Origin of the sequence: Kitasatospora griseola (assembly GCF_014648555.1) — a bacterium.
GTDB classification, from domain to species: Bacteria; Actinomycetota; Actinomycetes; order Streptomycetales; family Streptomycetaceae; genus Kitasatospora; species Kitasatospora griseola.
On record NZ_BMRI01000003.1, the window covers coordinates 313336 to 336710 of the forward strand.

The following is a 23375-nucleotide window of genomic DNA, read 5'->3' on the forward strand; positions in this document are numbered from 1 at the left end:
GTCGATCTGGCAGGTGATGCGACAGATGGAGGGCGAGCGGGTATCGCCGCTCGACCCGGAGATCGCGGACTTCCTGCACCGTCGCTGGCTGGCGAACCACCCCCAGGCGCTGAAGGCGGCAGCCGCACACCTGGTCTCCGCACCGGACCGGGTGGACGAGCTGGCGGCCGTCCGCCTGCCGAAGCTGGTCCTGTCCGGCGAGCGGGACTACGCATGGCCGGTCGAGGAACAGTCCCGAATGGCAGACCGACTGTCCGCCTACCGCCTCACCGTGCCCGGCGCAGGCCACTCCCCGAACGCGGAACGCCCGATCGAGACGGCAGCGGAGCTGGCCGCGTTCTGGTCCTAGGACGCGGTCGCGGCCGCCGCCAGGCGTCGTTTCCGCACAGCGTCGCGGGTTCTATGCATGACGTCTGATCATCACAGGGATTGCTGTCGAACGAGGCACCTGCGGCCCTAGCTTCGTTCGTGAGGAAAGCAGGGCCCGGGCGGAATGCAGGGCGCGGCGCGTACGGCCCGAATCGGCCGTTGTCGTCGCGAATTCCGCCACGGGGCCTGCGACTTCACATCTGCCGTCCCATCCGTGAGGGGAAATTCATGCGCAAGATACGCACGTTGGCAGCATCCGGTGTCGCCGCGGCCACGCTCATGCTCGGAGTGGTGACCGCGACTCCGGCGTCGGCCGCACAGAACTGCACCACCTGGAACGACGACTCCACCTTCGGAGCTGCGTGTTCCCAGTGGGACGGACACACCTGGGTCTACGCTTTCGGCGACTGCGAGGGCAAGGGGAGGGTCTACGGTTCCGCGGTCCGAATCGGCAGCGGAGCCACGAGCTACGCCTACTGCAGCACCGTGGGGGCAAAGCTCATTGGCGGCGGATACACCGGGTACTGACCGAGTGTGATCCCCCGGGCTGCCGGCGGGCAGCACAGGGTTCGCCTTGAACCATGAGGCCCGGACGCTGTCGGAACTCCCGTTCGCGGGAGTCCCGGCAGCGTCCTCTGCTGTCCGCCGCCTACTCGGCGACAGCCGCCGCCAGCGCCCGGTTCCGGTGCTCGCGGGGCGTGAGCCCGTGCGCGGCTTTGAACGCGCGGGCGAAGTCCGAGGCCCGGGGCATGCCGCAGCGGGCGGCGATGGCCTGGATCGGCAAGGCGTGCAGGGCGGGGTCGGCCAGGTCCCGGTAGGCCTTCTTGAGGCGCTGGCCACGGATGAACGCGGCGACGGTCTCGCCCTGGGAGTGGCGGGTGAAGAGGCTGTGCAGGTGGCTGAGCGAGAGGTTGTGGGCGGCGGCGACCACGGGCGGTGACAGGTCGGGGTCCGGGAGACGGCTTCGGATGAATGTCCGGATGCCATCCACCAGGACCTGCTGCCGGGCTTCGGGCGTCAACGCGTTCTCGGCGTCGAGTTCCCGGGCGATCACGGCCGACAGCAGATCGGCCGTCACCATCCCGAGCCTGGATGCTTCGCCGGGCCCCAGTACGACGGCCTGTCGACTCAGGCCGATCATGAACTGCGCCAGCAGGGCGCCCGCCCCGTCCTGCCCGGACAGCTTCCGGCCGAGCAGACCGTGCACCCGGTCCGTGGGGATCGGCACCAGCGATGCCGGCAGGTCGATTCCCACGCCCTCGACGCGGGGCCGCCCCGAACCGGTGTCGGCGTCGGGGTGGCTCAGGAACCGCGTCTCGTACGGGTGCGAGCTGCTCGTCAGAACCAGGTCCCACGCCCCTAACGCCTCCACCCGGCCTGTCGCGTGGAGGCCGACCTGGGCCTCGCCGGCCGTCAGCATGGTGAGGTGGTACAGCCCTTCGTCCGAATGTCGGATCATCCGTTCGGTCCGCCGGGCCCGTACCGGTGGGCACGATGTCCAGCCGAAGGTCACCGGCCCCAGTTCGTGCCGGAGCGACTGCGCCGTGAAAGTGCTGCGGTCGTCACTGGTCATGTCGGCGGCCCACCTGCACCCCCACAAACGCCAGTGCTCGAAACAGCACTCCCCGGACATTTCGTCGCATGCGGGCGCGCTTTCCACCATGACCGACATCTCCGACCCCCATCGGTTTCCCCTACCGAACTCCGCGAAGCACTCCAGAGATCATCGACATTTGTATGGACACTGACAAGTAGGCGTTCGGCCACCTGCCGCACACCCACGACCCCCGCCGAGCCGTCGCGTCGCATCGATTTGGCACCGGATCCGGGCCGCCCGCACGCCTCTTGACGGGCAGTCAGAAGTCGACCCCGATTTTCGGGCGACAAGGATCGTTAGCTCGGGTAATATTTGACTCAGTCCGGAATCAGAACCGTACGACGGCCGCACCCTCCTCCGGCCGTCGAAACGACGGATTTACCCGCGGGCAACCGCCGGGTAGCAGCGTCGCGGCACAGTGAGTCGTCGAGGCATCGTCGCCTCGCCCCGCAGTGCCGCACAGCAAGTGCCGCTGAAGAAGTCCTGCTTGAGAGTGGGGGGAGCGACGGGTGACTGCACCTGCCGGACGTCCGACCCAGCCAGTGCCGGCGGGCCATCGCGCGATGGCCTACCGCCGGCCGAGTCCGCCTCGGAGCCCGAGGACGGGAAGGGAGAGGCCCATGCGTTTCGAGATCCTTCGCCTGGATCACGCGGGAGCGGAGACCGATCGGCTGATCGCCGATGCGGCGACCGTCTCGGAGTACCTGAAGACCGCCGCGCAAACCGGCGAACGTCTTTACATTCGGCCGTGCAAGGCCGTGTGACCGGGCGCGGGCGAGCCGCTGAGCCGTCCGACGTTCCGATACCCGGCTGACGCCCCGTCACCGCAGGAGACCCCTGAGGCGACGGGGCGTCAGTGTGTTCGGGGGCCGCGACCTGCGGGGGTTTGGCGCCGGTTCGACCGGGACATGACCCTGCCGGACCCGGGCCGTTGCCGGGGCGGCTCGTGGCGGACTCCTTACGGGTGATCGTCCTTGACGCAGCAGTCCGGAGGGAGGACCGTTGTCGGTTATGAGGGGCGAGCCAAGCTGTCCGCGGTGTGCCGGTCGGGTCCGCGCCCCCGGCCTCTTCTCCGACACCTGGCAGTGCGACCGGCACGGTGCGGTGCACCCGATGCAGCCGGTGCTGCCCCCCAGTGTCGAGGCGTTGAACGTCGCCGTGAACCGCTCGCAGGTCCCCGTCTGGATGCCCTGGCCGCTGCCGGTCGGCTGGCTGTTCACCGGGATCGCGCACGCGGGTGACGACCTGTCAGGGGCCCGCGCCACCGCCGTCGCCTGCTCGGGGCCGGCGCCGCTCGGCGGGTTCGGCGAACTGGTGCTGGTGGCCGAGGAGCTGGGCATCGGCCTGGGCGCCCGCTACGCGGGGCTGGACGGGCCGGACCCGGGCGAGTCGGTGGCGCTGTACAAGCCCGCGGACGCCAAGCTGATGGCGGCCGGCCGACCGACCCCGATGTTCCACGTCCCGGGCGCCCCGGACGACCGGGCGGTGTACGTCGGCGAGGCGCGCGGCCTGTGGCTGTGGGCGATCGCCTGGCCCGAGCAGTCGGCGCTGCTGATGCACGACGAACTGGTGCTGACGGACCTGCGCGACGCGGGCGCCGAACTCGGCCTGCTGCCCTGCGGGGCGCTCTCCCCTCGCCTGCTGGGCTAGGCCCTGTCAGGCCCCAGGACCTGTCGGACCCTAGAGACTCCGCGCCGACCGCTCCCTATCCTGGGCGGCATGCGTATCGATCTGCACACCCACAGCAATGCCTCGGACGGCACCGACTCCCCGGCCGAACTGGTCGCCAACGCGGTGGCCGCGGGCCTGGACGTGGTGGCACTGACCGACCACGACACGGTGGCGGGGTACGGCGAGGCGACGGCCGCGGTGGCCGGGACGGGGCTGACCCTGGTGCCGGGCGCCGAACTCTCCTGCCAGGTGGACGGGATCAGCATGCACATGCTGGCGTACCTGTTCGACCCGGCGGAGCCGGCGTTCGCGGCGGAGCGGGAGCTGGTGCGCACCGACCGGTTCCGCCGCGGGCGGGCGATCGTGGAGCGCTGCCGGGAGCTCGGCGCGCCGATCAGCTGGGAGCAGGTGCAGCGGATCGCCGGGGCCGGCTCGGTGGGCCGTCCGCACATCGCGTCGGCCCTGGTGGAGGCGGGCGTGGTGGCGAGCGTCTCGGACGCGTTCACGGCCGAGTGGCTGGCCAACGAGGGGAGGGCGGACGTTCCCAAGCACGAGACCGATCCGGCGCTCGCGGTGCGGCTCGTGCGGGGGGCAGGGGGCGTACCGGTTTTCGCTCACCCCGGAGCGGTCAAGCGCGGCCGGACGGTGTCGGACCAGGTGATCGCCGACCTGGCGGCGGCCGGGCTGGCCGGGCTGGAGATCGACCACACCGACCACGACGAATCGACCCGCTCCCGACTGCGCGATCTGGCAAGGGAGTTGGGGCTGCTGGTGACGGGCTCCAGCGACTACCACGGCAGTCGCAAGACCGTCCGGCTGGGCGAGTTCACCACCGACCCGGCGGTGTACGAAGCACTGGTGGCACAGGCGACCGGAGCCAAGCCCATCACCGGCTGAGACGCCCCGGCGCGTCCCATCGCACCCGAACGACCCGAGCGCCCACAATCCCGCCATGAACGACGCCATCGACGGCAAGGTCTTCGGCTCACTGTTCGTCACGCTGTTCGTGATCATGGATCCACCGGGCATCATGCCGATCTTCCTGGCGCTCACCTCGGGCCGGACGCACAAGGCTCAGCGCCGGATGGCCTGGCAGGCCACCGCGGTGGCGCTCGGGGTGATCACCTGCTTCGGACTGTTCGGGCATCAGATCCTCGACTACCTGCACGTGTCGATCCCGGCGCTCCAGGTCTCCGGCGGGGTCCTGCTGCTGCTGATCGCACTCGACCTGCTGACCGGCCGGATCGAGGAACCCACTCAGACCAAGGACGTCAACGTCGCCCTGGTCCCGCTCGGCACCCCGTTGCTGGCCGGGCCGGGGGCGATCGTCGCGGTCATCCTGGCCGTGCAGCAGGCCAGGACCGGGACGCAGCACCTGGCGCTCTGGTCGGCGATCGTGGTCATGCACGTGCTGCTCTGGCTGACCATGCGGTTCTCGCTGTCGATCATCCGGGTGATCAAGGACGGCGGCGTGGTGCTGATCACCCGGTTGTCCGGCCTGCTGCTGTCCGCGATCGCGGCGCAGCTGGTGGCCAACGGGGTGTTCGGCTTCATCGAGGGCCGTCCCAAGTGACGGGCCGGCCGGGAGTCAGTCCAGCGGGACGCCGCGGCGGTTCGGGTCGCGCAGGTCGGTGCCGTGCTTCAGCCACCGCTCCTCCAGCGCGCCCGCGCCCTGGACGCGCTTGAACGCGGCCTCGTTGGGCGTCATCGGCAGCAGCGGCAGGAAGCGCACCGCCTCGGCGGGGGCCGGGAGTTCGAGGTCCTCGACCAGGCCGCCGGGCTCGGCGGCCAGCACCGAGGTGAACGGGGCGCCGGGCCACAGCGGGGAGCCCAGGTCGAGCGAGCCACCGGGAGCCACCACCAAGCCCTCCACCTGCGGGCTGGCGGCGAACACCACCAGCGCCCGGTGCACCTCGTCCCGCCCGCCGCGCACGGTGAGCACCAGCTCGACGCGCGGGCCGCGCACCGGGTCGGCGACCGGCGAGGACGGGTCGGCCATCGGCGCGGCGGCCATGCCGAGCGTCGCGTAGCGGACCAGGCCCTCGGCGTCCGGGCCGAAGCGCAGCACCTCGATCCGGTCCGCGCCGACGAAGGTGACCGCGGCGCGGCCGGAGGGTTCGCCGAAGGTGCTGATCAGCCGGGCCTCGACGGCGGCCAGGACGGTCTGCCGGGTCGGGCCGGCGCCGTGGCCTGCGTCGGGGTCGGAGAAGTCGCCGAAGAGCGGGAAGTCGTGCGCCATGCCGCGACCTTAGCGCGCGCGGCGGCGCACAAGCTTTGGCGCGACCTTTACCCGGCCTACGCCGAACTGCGGCTCCTCGCACGGGGAAGAGCTGTTAATGTGAGCGGTCGGCCTTGTGAATACGAACCAGGGCCGCTACGACGGCCCCCGCGCGGGCCCCGGCGTGGAGGAGGTGGTCACGGTGGACAGCAGTCGACCATGCAGTACCGGCAGCTCTCTCCGGCCCACCCCGGCCCGCCGCCTGCACGGCTGACCTGGGGTCGCACGCAGCGTGGCGTCCGGCCGGGAGAGCACCTTCCCCGGGGCCGAGCCGTCGAAACCCGCCCAGCAACGGCTTTCTGACGCATCATCGGCTCCGGCGTGTCCACCGGTGTTTCCCGCCGTCGTGTTCGCCCTGCCCTGCCTGGGCGCGCGCCGGTCCGGCCCAAGGAGCCCGCGCCATGTCGATGATCAACAACCTGCGCGCCGCAGTCGTCCGTCCGACCCGCCGCCGGACCGGTGACGAGCTCGGACTGCCTCCCGGCACCGCCCCGTCCGCGGTGGTGGACTGCGCCGTCTACCAGCAGGGCAAGCGCATCGGCGAGACGTGCAGCCCGCGCGAGGCCGCCCGGCAGGTGAAGGCGGCCCACCAGAGCGGGCCCGGCTCGTTCAGCTGGATCGGCCTGCACGAGCCCACCGGCGCCGAGTTCGAGGGCATCGCGCAGCGCTTCGGCCTGCACCCGCTGGCGGTCGAGGACGCGGTGCACGCGCACCAGCGCCCCAAGGTCGAGCGATACGACAACATGCTCTTCGCGGTCTTCAAGACCGTCCGCTACATCGAGCACGAGCAGCTCACCCCGACCAGCGAGGTGGTCGAGACCGGCGAACTGATGGTGTTCGCCGGACCGGACTTCGTGATCACCGTCCGGCACGGCGCGCACTCCTCGCTGCGCGCGCTGCGGCTGCGGCTGGAGGCCGACGCCGAGGGCAGCGGCCTGCTCGCCAAGGGCCCGGCGGCGGTGCTGCACGCGATCGCCGACCACGTGGTGGACAACTACCTGCTGGTCGCCGAGCGCCTGCAGAACGACGTGGACGAGATCGAGTACGGCGTGTTCGCCAACCGCGGCGGCAGCGGCGCCGACGTCGGCCGGGTCTACCAGCTCAAGCGCGAGGTGCTGGAGTTCAAGCGCGCCGTCACCCCGCTGCTGCGGCCGATGCTGCAGCTCGCCGAGCCGGTCGCGCGACTCGTCGACCCGGAGATGCAGAAGTACTTCCGGGACGTCGCCGACCACCTGGCCCGGGTCAGCGAGCAGGTGCAGGGCTTCGACGAACTGCTCAACTCGCTGCTCCAGGCCAACCTGGCGCAGGTCTCGGTCGCCCAGAACGAGGACATGCGCAAGATCACCGCCTGGGCGGCGATCTTCGCCGTCCCCACCATGATCACCGGCGTGTACGGCATGAACTTCGAACACATGCCGGAGCTCCAGTGGACCTACGGCTATCCGACCGTGCTCGGGGTGATCGCGACGATCTGCTTCGGCATGTACCGGGGCTTCCGCCGCAACGGCTGGCTGTGAGGTTCCGGGCGGAGCGTCAGCGGCGCTCCGCCCGGGCCACCAGCACCAGGCCCAGCAGGATCAGTCCGACGGCCGGGTAGGCCGCGACCGGCGGCCACTGGCCCAGCCACACCGCCGCGATCAGCGCCGCGCCCGGGGTCTCCAGCAGGATCGCCGTCGAGGTGACCGACGGACCCAGCGTTCGCACCACCCGGTTGCTCAGCGAGTGCCCCAGCAGCTGCGCCGTCACCATCAGCAGGAAGATCTGCCACCACGCGCCGGCCGGCCAGCCCGCCAGTCGGGTGCCCGTCAGCAGACACGCCGCCAGCAGCGCCACCGCGCAGGTCGCGTAGCAGACCAGGGTGTACGCGGTGGTCGACACGGTGCGCCGCACCTCCGCGCCCAGCAGCACGTACCCGGCCGCCGCCGCGCCCGCGCCCAGTGCCAGCCCGTCCCCGAGCAGCGCCCGCGAGGAGACCGACAGGTCCACCCCGGTCAGCACCAGCACGCCCGCGAACGCCAGTCCCACGCCCAGCCACACCAGCCGCGGTGCGCGCACCCCGAACAGCCGCATCAGCAGGATCGTCCACAGCGGAGTGGTCGTCACCAGCGCCGTCGCGGACGCCACCGAGGTCATCCGCAGGCTCGGCATCCACAGCGCGAAGTGCAGCGCCAGCAGCACGCCCGCCGCCATCGCCAGCAGCAGCGCCCGCCGCGAGATCCCACGCAGCTCGGCCCGGTGCCGCCACAGCGCGTACGGGCCCAGCACCGCCACCGACATGCCGTTGCGCCAGAACGCGATCGCCAGCGCCGGCGCCGCCGTCGCACTGATCAGCGGCGCGGACAGCGAGATGCCCGCGATCGACACCGCCAGCAGCAGCAGGTCGGTGCGCGGCAACTGCCCCCGCTGATCAACCACCGCGGAGGCGACGGGGGCGGTGGTGGTGGCGGTGGGCACGGTTCTCCTTCGGCGGACGGGCGACGGGGGCGGGATACACGGTAAGGGCTGTCCGCCCGTCATGGAACTGTCGTCCCGGGGGATGGACCGTCCCGCGGACGACCAGGCCGTACGCTGTCCGGCATGGAGCGTACGACGACCGCGAGCGCGGCAGACTTCCTCGACCGGGCCCTGGTGGAGGAAGCCGCCAAGAAGTCCGGCCTGCTCTGGGTCCGGCCCGCCGGACAGCCGCACGCCCGCCCGCTCTGGCACGCCTGGCACGACGGCGCCGTGGTCGTCGTCGGCGACGGCGCCGAACAGCCCCTGCACGGCCTCGCCGCCGGCACTCCCGCCGCGCTCACCCTGCGCAGCAAGGACAAGGGCGGCCGCCTGGTCGCCTTCTCCGCCACCGTCACCGCCGTCGCCCCCGGCACCCCCGCCTGGGACGGCGCCGTCGAGGAACTCAAGGGCAAGCGCCTCAACGCTCCCGACACCGACACCATCGGCGACCGCTGGGCCCGCGAGTCCCGCATCCTGCGCCTGGAACCCACCGGCCCCCTCGCCGCCCACCCCGACGACTCCCTCGCCGCCGCGCCCATGCCCACCCCGGTCACCACCCGCAAGCCGATCCCGGCCGGCCTCCCGAAGCTCCTCTTCAAGAAGAAGCGCCGGAGCTGAAACGCCGGCGAGTGCGAGAACGGGCACGGGGAACCGCGCGAAGCGGGAGGCGTCCGTCGGGAGGATCGCGGCAACCTCGATGACCTGCCGCCCCGACGCGCCCCAGCGGTGCGCCCACCCGCTCCCGCACGCCAACCCCCGCTAAGTTTGGATGGTTGTATCCCTTTCCCGGCGGGAGGCAGTCCCATGGCGGGCCCAAGCACCCGGGTCTTCATCTCCCACCTCTCCGGCGTCGCGGTGTTCGACCCGAACGGCGACCAGGTGGGCCGGGTCCGCGACGTGGTGGTCTCGCTCCGTCTCGGCGGCAGCCCGCCCAGGGTTCTCGGTCTGGTGGTGGAGGTGATCGGCCGCCGCCGGATCTTCCTGCCGATGACCCGGGTGACCAGCCTGGAGTCCGGCCAGGTGCTCTCCACCGGCCTGCTGAACATGCGTCGGTTCGAACAGCGCCCGTCGGAGACCCTGGTCCTCGCCGAGCTGCTCGACCGCACCGTCACCCGCACCAAGACCGACGACGAGGTGACGGTGCTGGACGTCGCGATGGTGCAGACCCGCCTGCGCGAGTGGGAGATCGACAAGGTCTTCGTCCAGGTCGGCCGCCCGAGCAGGCTCCGCAAGGCGAAGGGCGAGCAGCTGCTGCTCAACTGGTCCGCCGTCACCGGTTTCTCGCTCGCCGAGGAGGGCCAGGGCGCGGCCACCCTGCTCGCCACCTTCGAGCAGCTGCGCGCCGCCGACCTGGCGAACGTCATGCACCACCTGTCCGCGAAGCGTCGCGCCGAGGTCGCGGCGGCCCTCGACGACGACCGGCTCGCGGACGTCCTGGAGGAGCTGCCCGAGGACGACCAGGTGGAGATCATCGGCAAGCTGAAGGAGGAACGGGCCGCCGACATCCTGGAGACCATGGACCCGGACGACGCCGCCGACCTGCTGTCCGAGCTGCCCACCGAGGACGCCGAGCGGCTGCTGCGCCTGATGGAGCCTGCCGAGGCAGCGGAGATGCGGCGGCTGCTCTCCTACGAGGAGGACACCGCGGGCGGTCTGATGACCACCGAGCCGATCGTGCTGGAGCCCGACGCCACGGTCGCGGAGGCGCTCGCCCGGGTGCGGATCTCCGACACCAAGCCGGCGCTGGCCGCGCAGGTGTACGTGTGCCGCCCGCCGAACGAGACCCCGACCGGCACCTACCTGGGCACCGTGCACTTCCAGCGGCTGCTGCGCGAACCCCCGTACACGCTGGTCGGCTCGATCGTGGACGACGACCTCGACCCGCTGCCGCCGGACACCCCGCTGCCGCTGATCACCTCCTACCTGGCCACCTACAACCTGGTGGCGGCGCCGGTGGTCGACGAGGACGACCGCCTGCTGGGCGCGGTCACCGTGGACGACGTGCTGGACCACCTGCTGCCGGACGACTGGCGCGAAGGCTCGGCGCACGGCATCTCCGCCGAGGAGGTGTCCGATGGACAGTGACCGCAAGCGTCAGCACGAGACGCCGGGCCAGCGCATCCAGGGCGAGCTGCGGGAGCTGCGCCAACTGCGCGAACTGCGCACCCGCGAGCAGCGCGGCCGACGCGAGGAACGACGCGTCGACTCCCCGTCGTCCCGTTCCCGGCTCGACCAGCCGCGCACCGGCCGCCCGGGCCTGATCCACCTGCCCGCGTGGGACCCGGAGGCGTTCGGGAAGCTCTCCGAGCGGATCGCCCGCTTCCTGGGCACCGGCCGGTTCATCGTCTGGATGACGGTGGTGATCATCGCGTGGGTGGCGTGGAACACCCTGCTGCCGCCCACCGTCCGGTTCGACAACTACCCGTTCATCTTCCTCACCCTGATGCTGTCGCTCCAGGCCTCGTACGCGGCCCCGCTGATCCTGCTCGCGCAGAACCGCCAGGACGACCGCGACCGCGTCAACATGGAGCAGGACCGGGCCCGCAGCGACCGCAACATCGCCGACACCGAGTACCTGACCAGGGAGGTCGCGGCGCTGCGGCAGGGCCTCGGCGAGGTCGCCACGCGCGACTTCATCCGGTCCGAACTGCAGTCGCTGCTCCGGGAGATCGAGGAACGGCGGGAGCCCGTCGACCCGTTGTGACCCGCGGCACGCTACCGGCGAGTCGGGGGCGGGGCGCAGCGCCGTACCATCAACACATGGCCAACGAGACAGAGGTGGCGGCCGGGGTGACGGAGCAGTCCGTCCAGGAAGCCCTGGCGACCGTCCACGACCCGGAGATCAACCGTCCGATCACCGAGATCGGCATGGTGAAATCCGTCGAGATCGGCGACGGCGGCGCGGTGAAGGTCGCGGTGTACCTCACCGTCTCGGGCTGTCCGATGCGCGAGACGATCACCCAGCGGGTCACCGACGCGGTGTCCGCGGTTCCCGGCGTCACCGCCGTCTCCGTCGAACTCGACGTGATGAGCGACGAGCAGCGCCGCGAGCTCTCCCAGCTGCTGCGCGGCGGCGCCCCGGAGCGGGAGATCCCGTTCGCGAAGCCGGGCACCCTGACCCGGGTGTACGCGGTCGCCTCCGGCAAGGGCGGCGTCGGCAAGTCCTCGGTGACGGTCAACCTGGCGGCGGCGCTGGCCGCGGACGGCCTGAAGGTCGCCGTGGTGGACGCCGACATCTACGGCCACAGCGTGCCCCGCATGCTGGGCGTCGAGGGTCGGCCGACCCAGGTCCAGGACATGATCATGCCGCCGGCGGCGCACGGCGTGAAGGTCATCTCGATCGGCATGTTCACCCCGGGCAACGCCCCGGTGGTGTGGCGCGGCCCGATGCTGCACCGCGCGCTGCAGCAGTTCCTGGCGGACGTGTACTGGGGCGACCTGGACGTCCTGCTGCTCGACCTGCCGCCCGGCACCGGCGACATCGCGATCTCGGTCGCGCAGCTCGTCCCGAACGCCGAGATCCTGATCGTCACCACCCCGCAGATGGCCGCCGCCGAGGTCGCCGAGCGGGCCGGCACCATCGCGCTGCAGACCCACCAGAAGATCGTCGGCGTCATCGAGAACATGTCGGGCATGCCCTGCCCGCACTGCGACGAGATGATCGACGTCTTCGGCACCGGCGGCGGCCAGACCGTCGCCGACGCCCTCACCCGCTCGGTCGGCGCGACCGTCCCGGTGCTCGGCTCCATCCCGATCGACGTCCGCCTCCGCGAGGGCGGCGACGACGGCCGCCCGGTCGTCCTCTCCAACCCCGACTCCCCGGCCGGCGCCGCCCTGCGCACCATCGCCGGCAAGCTCTCCGGCCGCCAGCGCGGCCTCTCGGGCCTCTCCCTGGGCCTGACCCCGAAGAACAAGTTCTGACGGGACCCACAGCACCGCGAACGGCCCCGGGCGCCCGCCCGGGGCCGTTCGCGTCGGGAACCGGAACCGGCGGCCGAGCTGTCCGAGAGGTGTGAACAGAACAGGAATCGGGTGTCTGACCGCGGCCCTGCTGGTGGCGGCGGCGGTGCTGATGGTGTTCAGCGTGTCCGCGACGATCGAGATCGAGGGGCCGCCGGAGTTGAACCCGGGGTTCCACGACAACCGGACGGTCCTTGCGGCAGTGGTCCTCGGCACCGGGCTGTACCTGGCGCTGGCCGGCCTGGTCCTGGGGCTTCACGGCTCGGGCGGGGCGGCGGGCCGGACCGCGGTCGCGATCCTGGTGCTGCCCCTGCTGGCGTTCGGGGTGTTCCGGCTGACGGTGCTGGCCCCGATGCTGGCCTGCGACGGCACCTCGATCGCGCAAGAGGCGCCGGGCAGCTACGACTGCGAGGACATCACCTACTAGCGGCCGTCGTACGACTCCAGGTCGGGGACGGTGGTGAAGCCGATGCCGTACGCGGAGACCGAGCGGCCGTAGGCGCCGATCAGGACGCCGGGGGCCTCGCCGGCCAGTACCCAGCCGTACTCGGACTCGCGGTAGCGGAAGGGCTGCGGCACTCCGTTGACGGGGAGGGTGAGGGAGGACCAGGCGGGGCCGTCCAGGTCGTCGGCCAAGTCCCAGGCGAGGGTGGACTGCTGGTCGAGCCAGTGCTGGCGCAGGGTGCGGTCGAGGTTGCCGGGCCAGGTGGCGGCGAGCAGTCCGGCGCCGGCCAGCCAGGCCGCGGAGGACGCGGAGGTGGCTTCCAGGGTGCCGGTGTTGTCGGCGCTGCGGCGGACCTCGCGGCGGGCCACCGTGACGACGACCGCGAAGCGCCGGGTGTCGCGCGGCTCGGGTCCGCGGGCGGGCTCGTCGCCGTGGCCGAGGGTGCCGTAGTCGGGGGTGTCGGACTGCGCGGCGCGCGGGTTCTGGCCGTTGCCGACCTGGCCGAGCCAGCGGCGGCCCGTCCAGCCCTCGTCCAGGCCGTACCAGGGGAAGTCGGCGGCGCGGTAGGCGGCGAGGGGGTCGGCGGCGGGCCGACGCGTGGCGGCGGGGTCTGCGGTCGTTTGCGTGGCGTCCACTGCGGGCCTCCTCGGTTGTGCTCCTGCCACGGGCGGGCTCCATGGTGGCGCACCGCGGCCCCTCCGTCCGGGAAAACCGGGCCGGACACGGCCGAGCGTGACGGACCGCACAGCGCGCGCCCTCCGGGGAGGTAGAGGACACGATAGCGGCGCGAACGACGACGCCCCGCCTGCCGGGCGGGGCGTCGTGGTCGGGCGGGGCCGGTCGGTCAGGTGGCGTCCGGGTCGAACGGCGGACGCTCGCCGACCGCGAGGGCCGGGCCGCTGCTCGCCGGAGCGGCCGGCTTGGAGAAGTCGACCGAGGCGGTCGGGGTACGGGTGGGCTCGCCGTTCAGCGCGGACTTGATGTCGACGCTGTCCTTGAGGTCCTTCAGCCCGAGCGGGTCCTCGCCGTCGCCGAGCAGCTGCTTGCGGACGAAGGTCTTCGGGTTGAGGTCCTCGAAGTCGAAGTTCTGGAACTCCGGGCCGAGCTCGCTGCGGATGTCCTCCTTCGCGTTGTCCGCGAAGGAGCGGATCTTGCGAATGAAGCCCATGGTGTCCTGGATCAGCTTGGGGAGCTTGTCCGGACCGAAGATCACGATGGCCATGATCGCAATGGTCAGGACCTCGAGTCCGCCTATGTCTCCGAACACCTGAACTCCCAGCACCCGACAACGCTGAACCAAGGGTAAACGCGGGCGGCCGTTCCCCGGTCTCCCCCAGGTGAATCCGTGGTAAAGACCACCCGGGTGACCGACGTCGACGACGTGCCGGTGAAGGCAGGCTAGCGCAGGACCTGCCGCGGGTCACCGGTGGGCGACGGCTGCGGGCTGGCCTGCATCCGGGAACGCATCGGATAGTCCGGGGTGTCCATCTGCTGCTGCGCGTTGACGGGGACGATCGCCCCGCCGATGGGGGTGACGCTGGTGGGCTGCCGGCTGGGGCCGCCCTGACTCGCGCTGAGGCCGCCGACACCGCCGAGCGTGACCGCGGCGACCGAGAACGCCCCGGCGGCGGCGAACACCAGCCGACGCCCGCGCGCCGGGCTCTGGCGCGGGGTGGGCAGCTCGGCGAGCGCGGCCAGCGGACGCGGCGCGGTGGACGGGCGGGAGCCGAACAGGCCGGCCGGGCGGGAGCCGAACAGACCGGCCCGCGGGTCGATCCCGGGTATCGGGGCGTCGGCGCCCAGCGCGCCGCCGCCGAAGCCCGCGCCCCGGCCGAAGGAGCCGCCGGTGAGCCGGCTGCCGCCGAACACGGCACCCGACGGCTCGTCAGGGCCCGATTCGTCCTCGGGCAGCGCGGCCACGGCCATCAGCCGCGCCATCAGCGCCGCGGACGGGCCGGGCATCGCCGCACTGCTGAGCGTCCGCTTGACCGCGCGGGCGCCCTCCGCCTCGGCCAGGCACTCCGGGCAGGTCGCCAGGTGGGCCTGGACCCGCTCGCGGGCGTCGTGGCCGAGTTCGCCGTCCAGGAAGGCGGTGAGGCGGTCGCCGAGATGGTGGTGCTCCTCGGCCGCCGGCTCGACCGGACGGAGCGTCACGGGCCGGAGCTCGGCCGCCGCCGGGGTCTGCTCGCCGCGGCGCAGCGGCGCCCAGCGCGAGCGGTCGGCGCGCTCGGGGGCCTGATCGCTCATGACCCCCTCCGGTCGCTTCCGCCCGGTTCGGCGCCGACCGGCACGGGGTCGGCGGAGCCGCCCCGGCGCGAGCGGCCCGCGGCGGCGTTCGGCGCCCGGTGCTTGAGGGCGGCGCGCAGGTGCGAGCGGCCACGGTGGATCCGGCTGCGGACGGTGCCGAGCTTCACCCCGAGGGTGGCGGCGATCTCCTCGTAGGAGAGGCCCTCGATGTCGCACAGCACCACGGCGGCACGGAACTCCGGGGCGAGGGTGTCCAGCGCCTGCTGCACGTCCGCGTCGAAGTGGGTGTCGCTGAAGTGCTGGGCGGGGCTGGGCTCACGGCTCGCCAGGCGCTCCGCCGCGTCCTCGGCGAGGGCGTCGAAGCGGATCCGCTGGCGGCGGCGCACCATGTCCAGGAACAGGTTGGTGGTGATCCGGTGCAGCCAGCCCTCGAACGTGCCGGGGGTGTACGTGGACAGCGAGCGGAACACCCGGACGAAGACCTCCTGGGTGAGGTCCTCCGCGTCGTGCTGATTGCCCGTCAGCCGGTAGGCGAGACGGTAGACCCGGGCGCTGTGCGCCTCGACGATCTCCTCCCAGCTGGGCGGCGTCCAGCTCTGCGCGTCGGGCCCCTCCGCGAAGGACGCGAGCGTGCCGGGGGCCTCGGCCACCGAGTCGTCGGCTGCGGTCGACTTGTCCAGGGGGGAGTGCACAGACTGGTTCATCACGGGCTTTGGCGTACGGGCCGACGTGGTGCCGCGGAAGTGCCGCTGCACAGGGACGTCGCCCTCGGCCACACCTCCTCGGTCGGCTCTTCTGCCCAGCAGAGCCACCACCATATCCACCTCACACGTCAAGCCCGGATAAGAGCGGTCGAACAGCGGCCGCCGCAGGTGGTCCGGCCACCCACGACAACTCAACGGCCAGCCGTCGAACGCGGTTCCCGGACGGCCAGTAGTCTGTCGCTGGAATTTGTCGACTTCCATCGACACCGGCGCTCCGGAAGAGGCAGCCATCACCGAGTTCGGGCCCCAGCGAGTGGCCCTCGCCGACACCTACGTCGGCGAGGACGCGGTGCTGACCTACGCCCGGGCGCAGTCGGCCCGCACCGGCATACGCGCGATCGGCCCCAGCGGCGGCGCGGCCCTGCGCCTGCTGGCCGCCGCGCTCGACGCCAAGGCCGTGGTCGAGATCGGCACCGGCACCGGCGTGTCCGGCGTCTACCTGCTGCGCGGCATGCGGCCCGACGGCGTGCTCACCACCGTCGACTCCGAACCCGTCCGCCAGCAGTACGCCCGCGAGGCCTACCTGGCCGCCGGGTTCGCCGCCAACCGGGCCCGCTTCATCCCCGGCCGGGCCCGCGACGTCCTGCCGCGACTCGCCGACGGCCAGTACGACCTGGTGTTCTGCGACGGCGACCCGGCCGACTCCGGCTTCCACCTCACCGAGGCCATGCGGTTGCTCCGGCCGCGCGGCGTGGTCTGCTTCGAAGGCGTCTTCCAGGAGGGCCGGCTCGCCGAACCCGACGTCGACGACCCGCAGACCCGCGCCGTGCGCGACCTGGTCGCCGACATCCGGGAGCAGGGCGACACCCTGCTGCCCGCCCTGCTGCCGGTCAGCGACGGCCTGCTCTGCGCGGTCAAGCGCTGAACCCGGACAGCGGAACGGGCCCGCTCCCCGCAACCGGGGGACCGGGCCCGTCGAACACTCCCGGAGCGACCGGGACGTGCGAGTGTCAGTACCTGCTCGGGTCAGCCGCAGGCCTTCTTCAGAGCCTCGCCCAGAGCATCCGCCTCGTCCGGCGTCAGCTCCACCACCAGGCGCCCGCCCCCTTCGAGCGGAACGCGCATGATGATGCCCCGCCCCTCCTTGGTTACCTCCAGCGGGCCGTCACCCGTCCGCGGCTTCATGGCCGCCATGCTCGTTCCCCTTCCTGCAACCGTTCAGGTACGCACCGGCAGTCCGTCCACCGCCGGTATCGAACGCATTGATCGGAAGCCATTATCCCGCATGCGACCGCTCGATGACCAACATCACTCTCTGCGCCAAGCCTCCCGAACCCGGACCGAAGCGCCGATTACCAGCCGAAAGCCGCATCCCGCCGCACTCCGACACGCCCTCCCGGGGTGCGCCACCTCACACTCCCCCACCCGGCCGCACTCCGGCATGCTGTGCCCACGACAGCCCACCGCGACCCGGGAGCCCTCACCGATGTCCGACACCGTGCGCTACCACCGCGACGGCGCCCTCGCCGTCCTCACCATCGACCGCGCCGACGCCATGAACGCCCTCGACGTCGCCACCAAGGTCGCCCTCCGGGACGCCGTCACCACCGCCGCGACCGACCCCGGCGTCCGCGCCGTCCTGCTCACCGGCGCCGGCGAGAAGGCCTTCTGCGTGGGCCAGGACCTGAAGGAGCACCTCGGCCACCTGCACCACCAGCAGGAGACCGGCGAGAGCGCGCTGCGCACCGTCGCCGAGCACTACAACCCGCTGGTCCGCGCCCTCGCCGGCATGCGCAAGCCCACCGTCGCCGCCGTCAACGGCATCGCGGCCGGCGCCGGCGCCTCGCTCGCCTTCGCCTGCGACTTCCGGATCGTCGCCGACACCGCCGGCTTCAACACCTCCTTCGCCGGCGTCGCCCTCACCACCGACTCCGGCGCCTCCTGGACCCTCCCCCGCCTGGTCGGCCACGCCCGCGCCACCGAACTCCTCATGCTCCCCCGCACCGTCCGCGCCGACGAGGCCCTCACCCTCGGCCTCGCCACCCGCGTCGTCCCCGCCACCGAACTCGCCGCCACCGCCCACGAGTTCGCCCTCACCCTCGCCAACGGCCCCACCTTCGCCTACGGCGCGATCAAGGAGTCCCTGGCCTACGCCGCCTCCCACTCCCTCACCGAACTCCTCGACAAGGAAGAGGAGTTGCAGACCGCCGCCGGCAACAGCGAAGACCACCTGATCGCCGTCAACGCCTTCGTCGCCAAGGAAAAGCCCACCTTCGTGGGCAAGTAACTCCCCCACGGCACACCGCGCCACCGGCAAGCGCCCGAGGCGAAGCTGCAACCCCGCGCCCCGTCAGGGGCGCGGGGAACTGCGCGGAGCGGAAGGCACCTTGGGTGAGGTCCGTGGACGGCGGGCGGCGGCTGCTCGGGCGGGCTCGGCGGGCGCGGCAAACAGGCGATCGTTCACCGACAAACCTCAGCGGGCGTGGCAGTCCACCAGGTGGTCGTTCACCAGGCCGCAGGCCTGCATCAGTGCGTAGGCGGTGGTCGGCCCGACGAAGCGGAAGCCGTTCTTCTTCAGGGCCTTCGCGAGCGCGGTCGATTCGGCCGTCACCGCGGGGACTTCCGCCAGGGTCTTCGGGGCGGGGCGGTCCGGATCGCCGGCGTGGTCCCAGATGAGCGTTTCCAGTTCGCCCTCGCCGAGGTCGATCGCGGCTCGGGCGTTGGCGACGGTCGCGAGGATCTTCGCCCGGTTCCGGATGATCCCGGTGTCGGCCATCAGCCGTTCCACGTCGGCGTCCCCGAACTCCGCGACCTGTTCGATCGAGAAGTCCCGGAACGCGGCCCGGAAGCCTTCGCGTCGGCGCAGGATGGTGATCCAGGACAGCCCGGACTGGAACGCCTCCAGTGAGATGCGCTCGAACAGGGCCTGGTCGCCGTGGACCGGCCGGCCCCATTCGGTGTCGTGGTAGACCCGGTAGTCGTCCGTCGAGTCGCCCCACGGGCAGCGCAGCAGCCCGTCCGCGCCGGGCACCGCACCGGTCACGAGCGGTCACTCTTCTCGGAGTCGGCGGAGTCGGCAGCCTCGGCGGAGTCCGCCGCTCCGGCAGCGTCCTCCGACGGCTTCTTCTCCAGCACGGCCGTGAACGACTCCAGCCCGGGCAGCGGGTCCCCGGCCGCGCCGCCGGTCGCCGCAACCGAGCCGCGGACCGCGCCGACGGCCTCCAGTTCGGCGATCTTCGCGTCGCGGAGGGCGAGTTCCGCGCCGAGGCGGTCGAGGACGTCGTCGACCTCGTCCATGCGGTAGCCGCGGAGCGCCATCGGGAGGCGGAGTTCGTCGACGTCGGTCCGGCTGAGCGGACGGTCCTGCGGGAGGCGGGCGGTGAGGCGGTCGCGTTCCGCCTCGGGGAGAGTTCCGCCGCCGCCCAGCGCCACCAGTGCGGCACCGCCGACGACCACGGCCATCGCAACCACGATCACCCAGAACACGAGCTGTCCTCCGTCAGTCCCCGGCAGTTCCCGGCTGTTCCCGTTTTCCTGGCAGTTCCCGTCGGCTTCGGCCCTCTGGCGGGATCAGGTGGGATCATGGTCCCGTACAGGCCGGGGCCCATCATTGCACCCGGGAGCGCTGAGGAGGAGACACCGGTGGCACTACGCCTCGGCACACGGGAGTTCGGTCCGGACGAGCTGGTCGTGATGGCGATCGTCAACCGCACTCCGGACTCGTTCTTCGACCGGGGGGCGACCTTCGCCGACGAGGCCGCGTTCGCCGCGGCGGACCGGGCGATGGCCGAGGGTGCGGCGATCCTGGACATCGGCGGGGTGAAGGCCGGGCCGGGCGAAGAGGTCACCGTCGAGGAGGAGTTGCGGCGCACGGTGCCGTTCGTGGCGGAGCTGCGCAAGCGGCATCCGGACGCGGTGATCAGTGTGGACACCTGGCGGCACGAGGTCGGCGAGGCGGTCTGCGAGGTCGGCGCGGATCTGCTGAACGACGCCTGGGGCGGTTTCGATCCGCGGCTCGCCGAGGTCGCGGCCCGGTTCGGCGCGGGCCTGGTGTGCACGCACGCGGGCGGCGCGGAGCCGCGGACCCGTCCGCACCGGGTGGGGTACGAGGACGTGATGGCGGACATCCTGCGGGTGACGGTGGGACTGGCCGAGCGGGCGCTCGAACTCGGGGTGCGCCGCGACGGGTTGATCATCGACCCGGGGCACGACTTCGGGAAGAACACCCGGCATTCGCTGGAGGCGACCCGCCGGCTGCCGGAGATGACGGCGACCGGGTTCCCGGTGCTGGTCTCGCTGTCGAACAAGGACTTCGTCGGCGAGACGCTCGACAAGCCGGTGGACGAGCGGCTGCTGGGCACGCTGGCCACCACCGCCGTCTCCGCCTGGCTGGGCGCGCAGGTCTACCGGGTGCACCAGGTCGCGGAGACCCGGCAGGTGCTGGACATGGTGGCGTCGATCCGCGGCACCCGTCCCCCGGCGGTCGCCCGCCGGGGGCTCGCCTGACGGTCCGTCAACGGCGGTCAGGCCTGGGTGCCCTGGGGCTTGCGGGCCTCTTCGAGGACCTTGAGCACCTCGGCGACGTCGTCGGTGACGTGGAACAGGTCGAGGTCGTCCGGGTTGGCCTTGCCCTGGGCGACCAGGGTGGACCGCAGCCAGTCGACCAGTCCGCCCCAGTAGGCGCTGCCGAAGAGGATCACCGGGAACCGGGTGACCTTCTGGGTCTGCACCAGGGTGAGCGCCTCGAACAGCTCGTCCAGGGTGCCGAGTCCGCCGGGGAGCACCACGAAGCCCTGGGAGTACTTCACGAACATCGTCTTGCGGACGAAGAAGTACCGGAAGTTCAGGCCCAGGTCGACGTACTCGTTCAGGCCCTGCTCGAACGGCAGCTCGATGCCGAGGCCGACGCTCAGCCCGCCGCCCTCGACGGCGCCCTTGTTGGCGGCCTCCATCGCGCCGGGGCCGCCGCCGGTGATCACCGCGTAGCCGGCTTCGGCGAGCGCCCGGCCGATCTCCACGCCGGACTGGTACTCGGGCGAGTCGGGCTTCGTCCGGGCGGAGCCGAACACGCTGATCGCGGTGGGGAGCTTGGCGAGCGCGCCGAAGCCTTCGACGAACTCGGAGGTGATCCGCAGCACCCGCCACGGGTCGGTGTGCAACCAGTCGGTCGGCCCGGTGGTGTCCAGCAGCGCCTGGTCCGTCGTCTTCGTCTCGACCTGGTCCCGGCGCAGCAGCACCGGGCCCTTGCGCTTCTCGGGAAACGGCTTCCTGGCCCTGCGGACGGGTTCATCTCCGTTGGCTGTCATGACGAAACCCTACGCCTGACGAGGCAACTTTCCGAGGAACAACGGGAAACGGCTGCCCGTCCGCCAAAGGCCTTGCGGCGGCTACGCGGTGAGCCAGGCCCGCAGCCGCTCCTCGACCTCGGCGATCGCGCTCAGCGAGCAGTGCTCCTCGCGCTTGTGGGCCAGGTTCGGGTCGCCGGGGCCGTAGTTGACGGCGGGGACGCCGTGCGCGGAGAACCGGGCGACGTCGGTCCAGCCGAACTTGGCCCGCGGCTCGCCGCCGACGGCGGCCAGGAAGGCCTGTGCGGCGGGCTGGGAGAGGCCGGGCAGGGCGGCCGGCGAGGCGTCCGCGATGTCCAGCTGGTAGCCGTCGAAGACCTCTCGCAGGTGCTCCTCGGCCTGCTCCAGGCTGCGGTCGGGGGCGAACCGGAAGGCGACGTGGATCCGGCACTCGTCGGGGATGACGTTGCCGGCGACGCCGCCGTCGATCCGGGTGGCGTTCAGGCCCTCGCGGTACTCCAGGCCGTCGATGACGACCCGTCGGGGCGTGTAGTCGACCAGCCGGCGCAGCACCTCGGCGGCCTTGTGGATGGCGTTGTCGCCGAGCCAGCTGCGGGCGGCGTGCGCGCGGACGCCGGTGAGCGTGATGTCGGCGCGCAGGCTGCCCTGGCAGCCGCCCTCGACGACGGCGCCGCTGGGCTCCATCAGGACGGCGAAGTCGCCGGCCAGCCAGTCGGGATGGGTGGCGAACAGGTGGCCGAGGCCGTTGCGCTCGGCCTCCACCTCCTCGCAGTCGTAGAAGACGTAGGTGACGTCGTGGTTCGGCTCCACCACCGTGGCGGCGAGCCGCAGTTGGACGGCCACGCCGGACTTCATGTCGGAGGTTCCGCAGCCGTAGAGCAGGTCGCCCTCGACGTGCGAGGGCACGTTGTCGGCGATCGGGACGGTGTCCAGGTGCCCCGCGAGCACCACCCGCTGGGAGCGGCCGAGGTGGGTGCGGGCGACCACGTTGTTGCCGAACCGGTCGACGGTGAGGTGCGGGTAGGCCCGGAGCGCGGCCTCGACCGCGTCGGCGAGAGCGGTCTCCTCGCCGCTGACGGACGGGAAGTCGACGAGGCGGGCGGTCAGCGTGCCGCCGTCGACGGTCAGGTCGAGGGGCTGGTTCGGGCTGCTCATGGCGGCCACCCTACCGAGCGGCCGGACGGCCCGGCGGGCGGGCGCGCAACCGCGCGGACCCGTACGGCCGTCCGAGCGGTTACGGTGTCCGCGAGCGGTGCGGGCCCGTTACGGGCCGCTGCGACCGGACGACGACGGACGACGAGGGAGGGGCCACGGTGGCCACAGACGCCGAGTACGCGGGGGGTGGCGCGTCCGAGCGCCGTCGGCGGCCGTGGCGGCGGATCCTGGTGGGGGTGCTGGCGCTGGCGGTGGTCGGCGGCCTGGTGGTGTGGCTGAACCGCGACAAGATCACCGTCCCGGACGAGGGCTGCAAGGTCGCCACCCCGGCAGGGTCCGGAACGCTGGAGCTGGGGGCGGCGGCGAACGCGGCGACCATCACGGCGGTGGCGATGTCCCGCGGCCTGCCCGAGCGGGCGGTGACGATCGCGCTGGCGACCGCCATCCAGGAGTCCAAGCTGCGCAACCTGGAGGGCGGCGACCGGGACTCGGTGGGCCTGTTCCAGCAGCGTCCCTCGCAGGGCTGGGGCACCATCGAGCAGATCATGGACCCGGTGTACGCGACCAACAAGTTCCTGGACGCGCTGGTGAAGGTGAACGGCTACGCGCAGATGCCGCTGACCGACGCCGCCCAGCAGGTGCAGCGCAGCGGCTACCCGCAGGCGTACGCCAAGCACGAGAACAACGCGACACTGCTGGCCACGGTGCTGATGGGCCGTGAGCCGGCGGCGCTGAACTGCGTGGTGCACCAGCTGCCGGAGCCGGACTCGGCAGCCCCGCCGGCCGCCGGCGCGGCCGACCGGGTGCGCCGGGAGTTCGGCAAGGCGGTGACGGTGGCGTCCGCCGAGAAGGCGGCCAAGGACCCGCGCGAGGTGCTGGCGTTCACCCCGCAGCCGACGGCGAGCACCGCGGGCGCGGGCGGCGCCCAGCAGACCGGCTGGGCGCTGGCGCAGTGGTCGGTGGCGCGGGCGGCGGACCTGGGCATCGGGCAGGTCGCCTACGACGGCAAGGTGTGGCGGGTGGACCGGCCCAACGACGGCTGGAAGCCACTGGCGGGCGCCCCGGCGGACCGGGTGCTGGTGACGCTGGGCGCCCCGGCGAAGAAGAAGTGACGGCGCCGGCGGTGCGTTGACGCACAGGTGCGCGGGTG

Annotated in this window: 28 protein-coding genes; 16 read left to right on the forward strand and 12 right to left on the reverse strand. The window is 72.2% G+C overall.

All coding sequences use genetic code 11. From position 1 onward, the window contains the following. Positions 1-349, forward strand: a 349-nt coding sequence (locus IEZ12_RS37745; RefSeq protein WP_229847264.1) for an alpha/beta fold hydrolase, incomplete at its 5' end; no start/stop codon positions are given. Positions 350-597: 248 nt separating this feature from the next. Beyond that, a complete protein-coding gene (locus IEZ12_RS05545) occupies positions 598-897 on the forward strand; it encodes a hypothetical protein (RefSeq protein WP_189271051.1) in 300 nt (99 codons plus the stop codon). Positions 898-1018: 121 nt separating this feature from the next. On the opposite strand, the gene IEZ12_RS05550 is transcribed toward IEZ12_RS05545, so the two are convergent. Next, complete coding sequence (locus IEZ12_RS05550) at positions 1019-2041, reverse strand: helix-turn-helix domain-containing protein (RefSeq protein WP_189271052.1); 1023 nt, start codon at positions 2039-2041, stop codon at positions 1019-1021. 545 nt (positions 2042-2586) lie between these two features. On the opposite strand from IEZ12_RS05550, the gene IEZ12_RS05555 reads away from it, so the two are divergent. The 4 genes from IEZ12_RS05555 (at position 2587) to IEZ12_RS05570 (ending at position 5210) form a co-directional block, all read left to right on the forward strand. Continuing rightward, positions 2587-2730 carry a DUF8834 family protein gene (locus tag IEZ12_RS05555; protein ID WP_167349416.1) on the forward strand — a complete coding sequence of 48 codons (144 nt, stop codon included), beginning with the start codon at positions 2587-2589 and terminating at the stop codon, positions 2728-2730. Positions 2731-2977: 247 nt separating this feature from the next. Next, positions 2978-3616, forward strand: a complete 639-nt coding sequence (locus tag IEZ12_RS05560; RefSeq protein ID WP_043915920.1) for a DUF6758 family protein — start codon at positions 2978-2980, stop codon at positions 3614-3616. Between the two features lie 69 nt (positions 3617-3685). Continuing rightward, entirely contained in the window at positions 3686-4534 is an 849-nt protein-coding gene (locus tag IEZ12_RS05565; RefSeq protein WP_189271053.1) for a PHP domain-containing protein, read from the forward strand. A gap of 55 nt (positions 4535-4589) precedes the next feature. Next, positions 4590-5210 carry a MarC family protein gene (locus tag IEZ12_RS05570; protein WP_189271054.1) on the forward strand — a complete coding sequence of 207 codons (621 nt, stop codon included), beginning with the start codon at positions 4590-4592 and terminating at the stop codon, positions 5208-5210. A gap of 15 nt (positions 5211-5225) precedes the next feature. Here IEZ12_RS05570 and IEZ12_RS05575 read toward each other — a convergent pair whose 3' ends face one another. Next, positions 5226-5876, reverse strand: coding sequence for a suppressor of fused domain protein (locus IEZ12_RS05575; RefSeq protein WP_189271055.1), 651 nt, complete (start codon positions 5874-5876; stop codon positions 5226-5228). Positions 5877-6316: 440 nt separating this feature from the next. Here IEZ12_RS05575 and corA point away from each other — a divergent pair, with 440 nt between their 5' ends. After that, positions 6317-7432, forward strand: coding sequence for a magnesium/cobalt transporter CorA (corA, locus tag IEZ12_RS05580; RefSeq protein ID WP_189271056.1), 1116 nt, complete (start codon positions 6317-6319; stop codon positions 7430-7432). A gap of 16 nt (positions 7433-7448) precedes the next feature. On the opposite strand, the gene IEZ12_RS05585 is transcribed toward corA, so the two are convergent. Then, the gene (locus IEZ12_RS05585; protein WP_229847265.1) at positions 7449-8369 is read right to left on the reverse strand and encodes a DMT family transporter; all 921 of its coding nucleotides are present in this window, start codon (positions 8367-8369) and stop codon (positions 7449-7451) included. Positions 8370-8492: 123 nt separating this feature from the next. On the opposite strand from IEZ12_RS05585, the gene IEZ12_RS05590 reads away from it, so the two are divergent. The 5 genes from IEZ12_RS05590 to IEZ12_RS05610 all read left to right on the forward strand — a co-directional run bounded on the left by IEZ12_RS05590 (position 8493) and on the right by IEZ12_RS05610 (position 12795). Further along, complete coding sequence (locus IEZ12_RS05590) at positions 8493-9026, forward strand: pyridoxamine 5'-phosphate oxidase family protein (RefSeq protein ID WP_189271058.1); 534 nt, start codon at positions 8493-8495, stop codon at positions 9024-9026. A 186-nt stretch (positions 9027-9212) separates the two neighbouring features. Then, the gene (locus IEZ12_RS05595; RefSeq protein ID WP_189271059.1) at positions 9213-10493 is read left to right on the forward strand and encodes a magnesium transporter MgtE N-terminal domain-containing protein; all 1281 of its coding nucleotides are present in this window, start codon (positions 9213-9215) and stop codon (positions 10491-10493) included. Beyond that, positions 10483-11112, forward strand: coding sequence for a DUF1003 domain-containing protein (locus IEZ12_RS05600; RefSeq protein WP_100588883.1), 630 nt, complete (start codon positions 10483-10485; stop codon positions 11110-11112). Before IEZ12_RS05595 ends, IEZ12_RS05600 begins: the two co-directional genes overlap by 11 nt. A 56-nt stretch (positions 11113-11168) precedes the next feature. Beyond that, entirely contained in the window at positions 11169-12329 is a 1161-nt protein-coding gene (locus IEZ12_RS05605; protein ID WP_043915914.1) for an Mrp/NBP35 family ATP-binding protein, read from the forward strand. A gap of 91 nt (positions 12330-12420) precedes the next feature. After that, on the forward strand, positions 12421-12795 hold the full coding sequence (locus IEZ12_RS05610; protein WP_189271060.1) for a hypothetical protein: 375 nt from the start codon (positions 12421-12423) through the stop codon (positions 12793-12795). On the opposite strand, the gene IEZ12_RS05615 is transcribed toward IEZ12_RS05610, so the two are convergent. From IEZ12_RS05615 to sigE, 4 genes are all read right to left on the reverse strand, one after another. After that, on the reverse strand, positions 12792-13448 hold the full coding sequence (locus IEZ12_RS05615; protein WP_043915912.1) for a hypothetical protein: 657 nt from the start codon (positions 13446-13448) through the stop codon (positions 12792-12794). The genes IEZ12_RS05610 and IEZ12_RS05615 overlap by 4 nt on opposite strands. 209 nt (positions 13449-13657) lie before the next feature. Then, positions 13658-14080, reverse strand: a complete 423-nt coding sequence (locus IEZ12_RS05620; protein WP_189271061.1) for a sec-independent translocase — start codon at positions 14078-14080, stop codon at positions 13658-13660. A gap of 131 nt (positions 14081-14211) precedes the next feature. Then, the gene (locus IEZ12_RS05625; protein WP_100588879.1) at positions 14212-15060 is read right to left on the reverse strand and encodes a zf-HC2 domain-containing protein; all 849 of its coding nucleotides are present in this window, start codon (positions 15058-15060) and stop codon (positions 14212-14214) included. Then, positions 15057-15764 carry an RNA polymerase sigma factor SigE gene (sigE, locus tag IEZ12_RS05630; RefSeq protein WP_100588914.1) on the reverse strand — a complete coding sequence of 236 codons (708 nt, stop codon included), beginning with the start codon at positions 15762-15764 and terminating at the stop codon, positions 15057-15059. The genes IEZ12_RS05625 and sigE overlap by 4 nt, the downstream gene beginning before the upstream one ends. 247 nt (positions 15765-16011) lie before the next feature. On the opposite strand from sigE, the gene IEZ12_RS05635 reads away from it, so the two are divergent. Then, on the forward strand, positions 16012-16689 hold the full coding sequence (locus IEZ12_RS05635) for an O-methyltransferase (RefSeq protein ID WP_369880584.1): 678 nt from the start codon (positions 16012-16014) through the stop codon (positions 16687-16689). A 101-nt stretch (positions 16690-16790) separates the two neighbouring features. Here IEZ12_RS05635 and IEZ12_RS05640 read toward each other — a convergent pair whose 3' ends face one another. Next, complete coding sequence (locus IEZ12_RS05640; protein ID WP_014137929.1) at positions 16791-16958, reverse strand: DUF3117 domain-containing protein; 168 nt, start codon at positions 16956-16958, stop codon at positions 16791-16793. Between the two features lie 292 nt (positions 16959-17250). Here IEZ12_RS05640 and IEZ12_RS05645 point away from each other — a divergent pair, with 292 nt between their 5' ends. After that, positions 17251-18051, forward strand: a complete 801-nt coding sequence (locus IEZ12_RS05645) for an enoyl-CoA hydratase/isomerase family protein (RefSeq protein ID WP_189271062.1) — start codon at positions 17251-17253, stop codon at positions 18049-18051. 186 nt (positions 18052-18237) lie between these two features. Here IEZ12_RS05645 and IEZ12_RS05650 read toward each other — a convergent pair whose 3' ends face one another. Continuing rightward, the gene (locus IEZ12_RS05650) at positions 18238-18807 is read right to left on the reverse strand and encodes a DNA-3-methyladenine glycosylase I (RefSeq protein WP_189271063.1); all 570 of its coding nucleotides are present in this window, start codon (positions 18805-18807) and stop codon (positions 18238-18240) included. Then, positions 18804-19250: a DivIVA domain-containing protein gene (locus IEZ12_RS05655; RefSeq protein ID WP_189271064.1), complete on the reverse strand. Its 447-nt coding sequence runs from the start codon at positions 19248-19250 to the stop codon at positions 18804-18806. The genes IEZ12_RS05650 and IEZ12_RS05655 overlap by 4 nt, the downstream gene beginning before the upstream one ends. 207 nt (positions 19251-19457) lie before the next feature. On the opposite strand from IEZ12_RS05655, the gene folP reads away from it, so the two are divergent. Beyond that, positions 19458-20270 carry a dihydropteroate synthase gene (folP, locus tag IEZ12_RS05660; protein WP_043916791.1) on the forward strand — a complete coding sequence of 271 codons (813 nt, stop codon included), beginning with the start codon at positions 19458-19460 and terminating at the stop codon, positions 20268-20270. Positions 20271-20287: 17 nt separating this feature from the next. Here the strand turns inward: folP and IEZ12_RS05665 are convergent, their stop codons facing one another. Further along, complete coding sequence (locus IEZ12_RS05665; RefSeq protein WP_043915908.1) at positions 20288-21070, reverse strand: LOG family protein; 783 nt, start codon at positions 21068-21070, stop codon at positions 20288-20290. Between the two features lie 81 nt (positions 21071-21151). After that, the gene (gene dapE, locus IEZ12_RS05670) at positions 21152-22225 is read right to left on the reverse strand and encodes a succinyl-diaminopimelate desuccinylase (RefSeq protein WP_189271065.1); all 1074 of its coding nucleotides are present in this window, start codon (positions 22223-22225) and stop codon (positions 21152-21154) included. 158 nt (positions 22226-22383) lie between these two features. Between dapE and IEZ12_RS05675 the strand changes: the two genes are divergently transcribed. After that, entirely contained in the window at positions 22384-23337 is a 954-nt protein-coding gene (locus IEZ12_RS05675) for a VldE C-terminal domain-containing protein (RefSeq protein ID WP_189271066.1), read from the forward strand. Positions 23338-23375: the final 38 nt, after the last annotated feature.

Bases quoted from the DNA above. Each gene is read 5' to 3' on its own strand.
- IEZ12_RS05545 (WP_189271051.1), top strand. From the start codon at position 598: ATGCGCAAGATACGCACGTTGGCAGCATCCGGTGTCGCCGCGGCCACG.
- IEZ12_RS05550 (WP_189271052.1), bottom strand. From the start codon at position 2,041: ATGTCGGTCATGGTGGAAAGCGCGCCCGCATGCGACGAAATGTCCGGG.
- IEZ12_RS05555 (WP_167349416.1), top strand. From the start codon at position 2,587: ATGCGTTTCGAGATCCTTCGCCTGGATCACGCGGGAGCGGAGACCGAT.
- IEZ12_RS05560 (WP_043915920.1), top strand. From the start codon at position 2,978: ATGAGGGGCGAGCCAAGCTGTCCGCGGTGTGCCGGTCGGGTCCGCGCC.
- IEZ12_RS05565 (WP_189271053.1), top strand. From the start codon at position 3,686: ATGCGTATCGATCTGCACACCCACAGCAATGCCTCGGACGGCACCGAC.
- IEZ12_RS05570 (WP_189271054.1), top strand. From the start codon at position 4,590: ATGAACGACGCCATCGACGGCAAGGTCTTCGGCTCACTGTTCGTCACG.
- IEZ12_RS05575 (WP_189271055.1), bottom strand. From the start codon at position 5,876: ATGGCGCACGACTTCCCGCTCTTCGGCGACTTCTCCGACCCCGACGCA.
- corA (WP_189271056.1), top strand. From the start codon at position 6,317: ATGTCGATGATCAACAACCTGCGCGCCGCAGTCGTCCGTCCGACCCGC.
- IEZ12_RS05590 (WP_189271058.1), top strand. From the start codon at position 8,493: ATGGAGCGTACGACGACCGCGAGCGCGGCAGACTTCCTCGACCGGGCC.
- IEZ12_RS05595 (WP_189271059.1), top strand. From the start codon at position 9,213: ATGGCGGGCCCAAGCACCCGGGTCTTCATCTCCCACCTCTCCGGCGTC.
- IEZ12_RS05600 (WP_100588883.1), top strand. From the start codon at position 10,483: ATGGACAGTGACCGCAAGCGTCAGCACGAGACGCCGGGCCAGCGCATC.
- IEZ12_RS05605 (WP_043915914.1), top strand. From the start codon at position 11,169: ATGGCCAACGAGACAGAGGTGGCGGCCGGGGTGACGGAGCAGTCCGTC.
- IEZ12_RS05625 (WP_100588879.1), bottom strand. From the start codon at position 15,060: ATGAGCGATCAGGCCCCCGAGCGCGCCGACCGCTCGCGCTGGGCGCCG.
- sigE (WP_100588914.1), bottom strand. From the start codon at position 15,764: ATGAACCAGTCTGTGCACTCCCCCCTGGACAAGTCGACCGCAGCCGAC.
- IEZ12_RS05640 (WP_014137929.1), bottom strand. From the start codon at position 16,958: ATGGCGGCCATGAAGCCGCGGACGGGTGACGGCCCGCTGGAGGTAACC.
- IEZ12_RS05645 (WP_189271062.1), top strand. From the start codon at position 17,251: ATGTCCGACACCGTGCGCTACCACCGCGACGGCGCCCTCGCCGTCCTC.
- folP (WP_043916791.1), top strand. From the start codon at position 19,458: ATGGCGATCGTCAACCGCACTCCGGACTCGTTCTTCGACCGGGGGGCG.
- IEZ12_RS05665 (WP_043915908.1), bottom strand. From the start codon at position 21,070: ATGACAGCCAACGGAGATGAACCCGTCCGCAGGGCCAGGAAGCCGTTT.
- dapE (WP_189271065.1), bottom strand. From the start codon at position 22,225: ATGAGCAGCCCGAACCAGCCCCTCGACCTGACCGTCGACGGCGGCACG.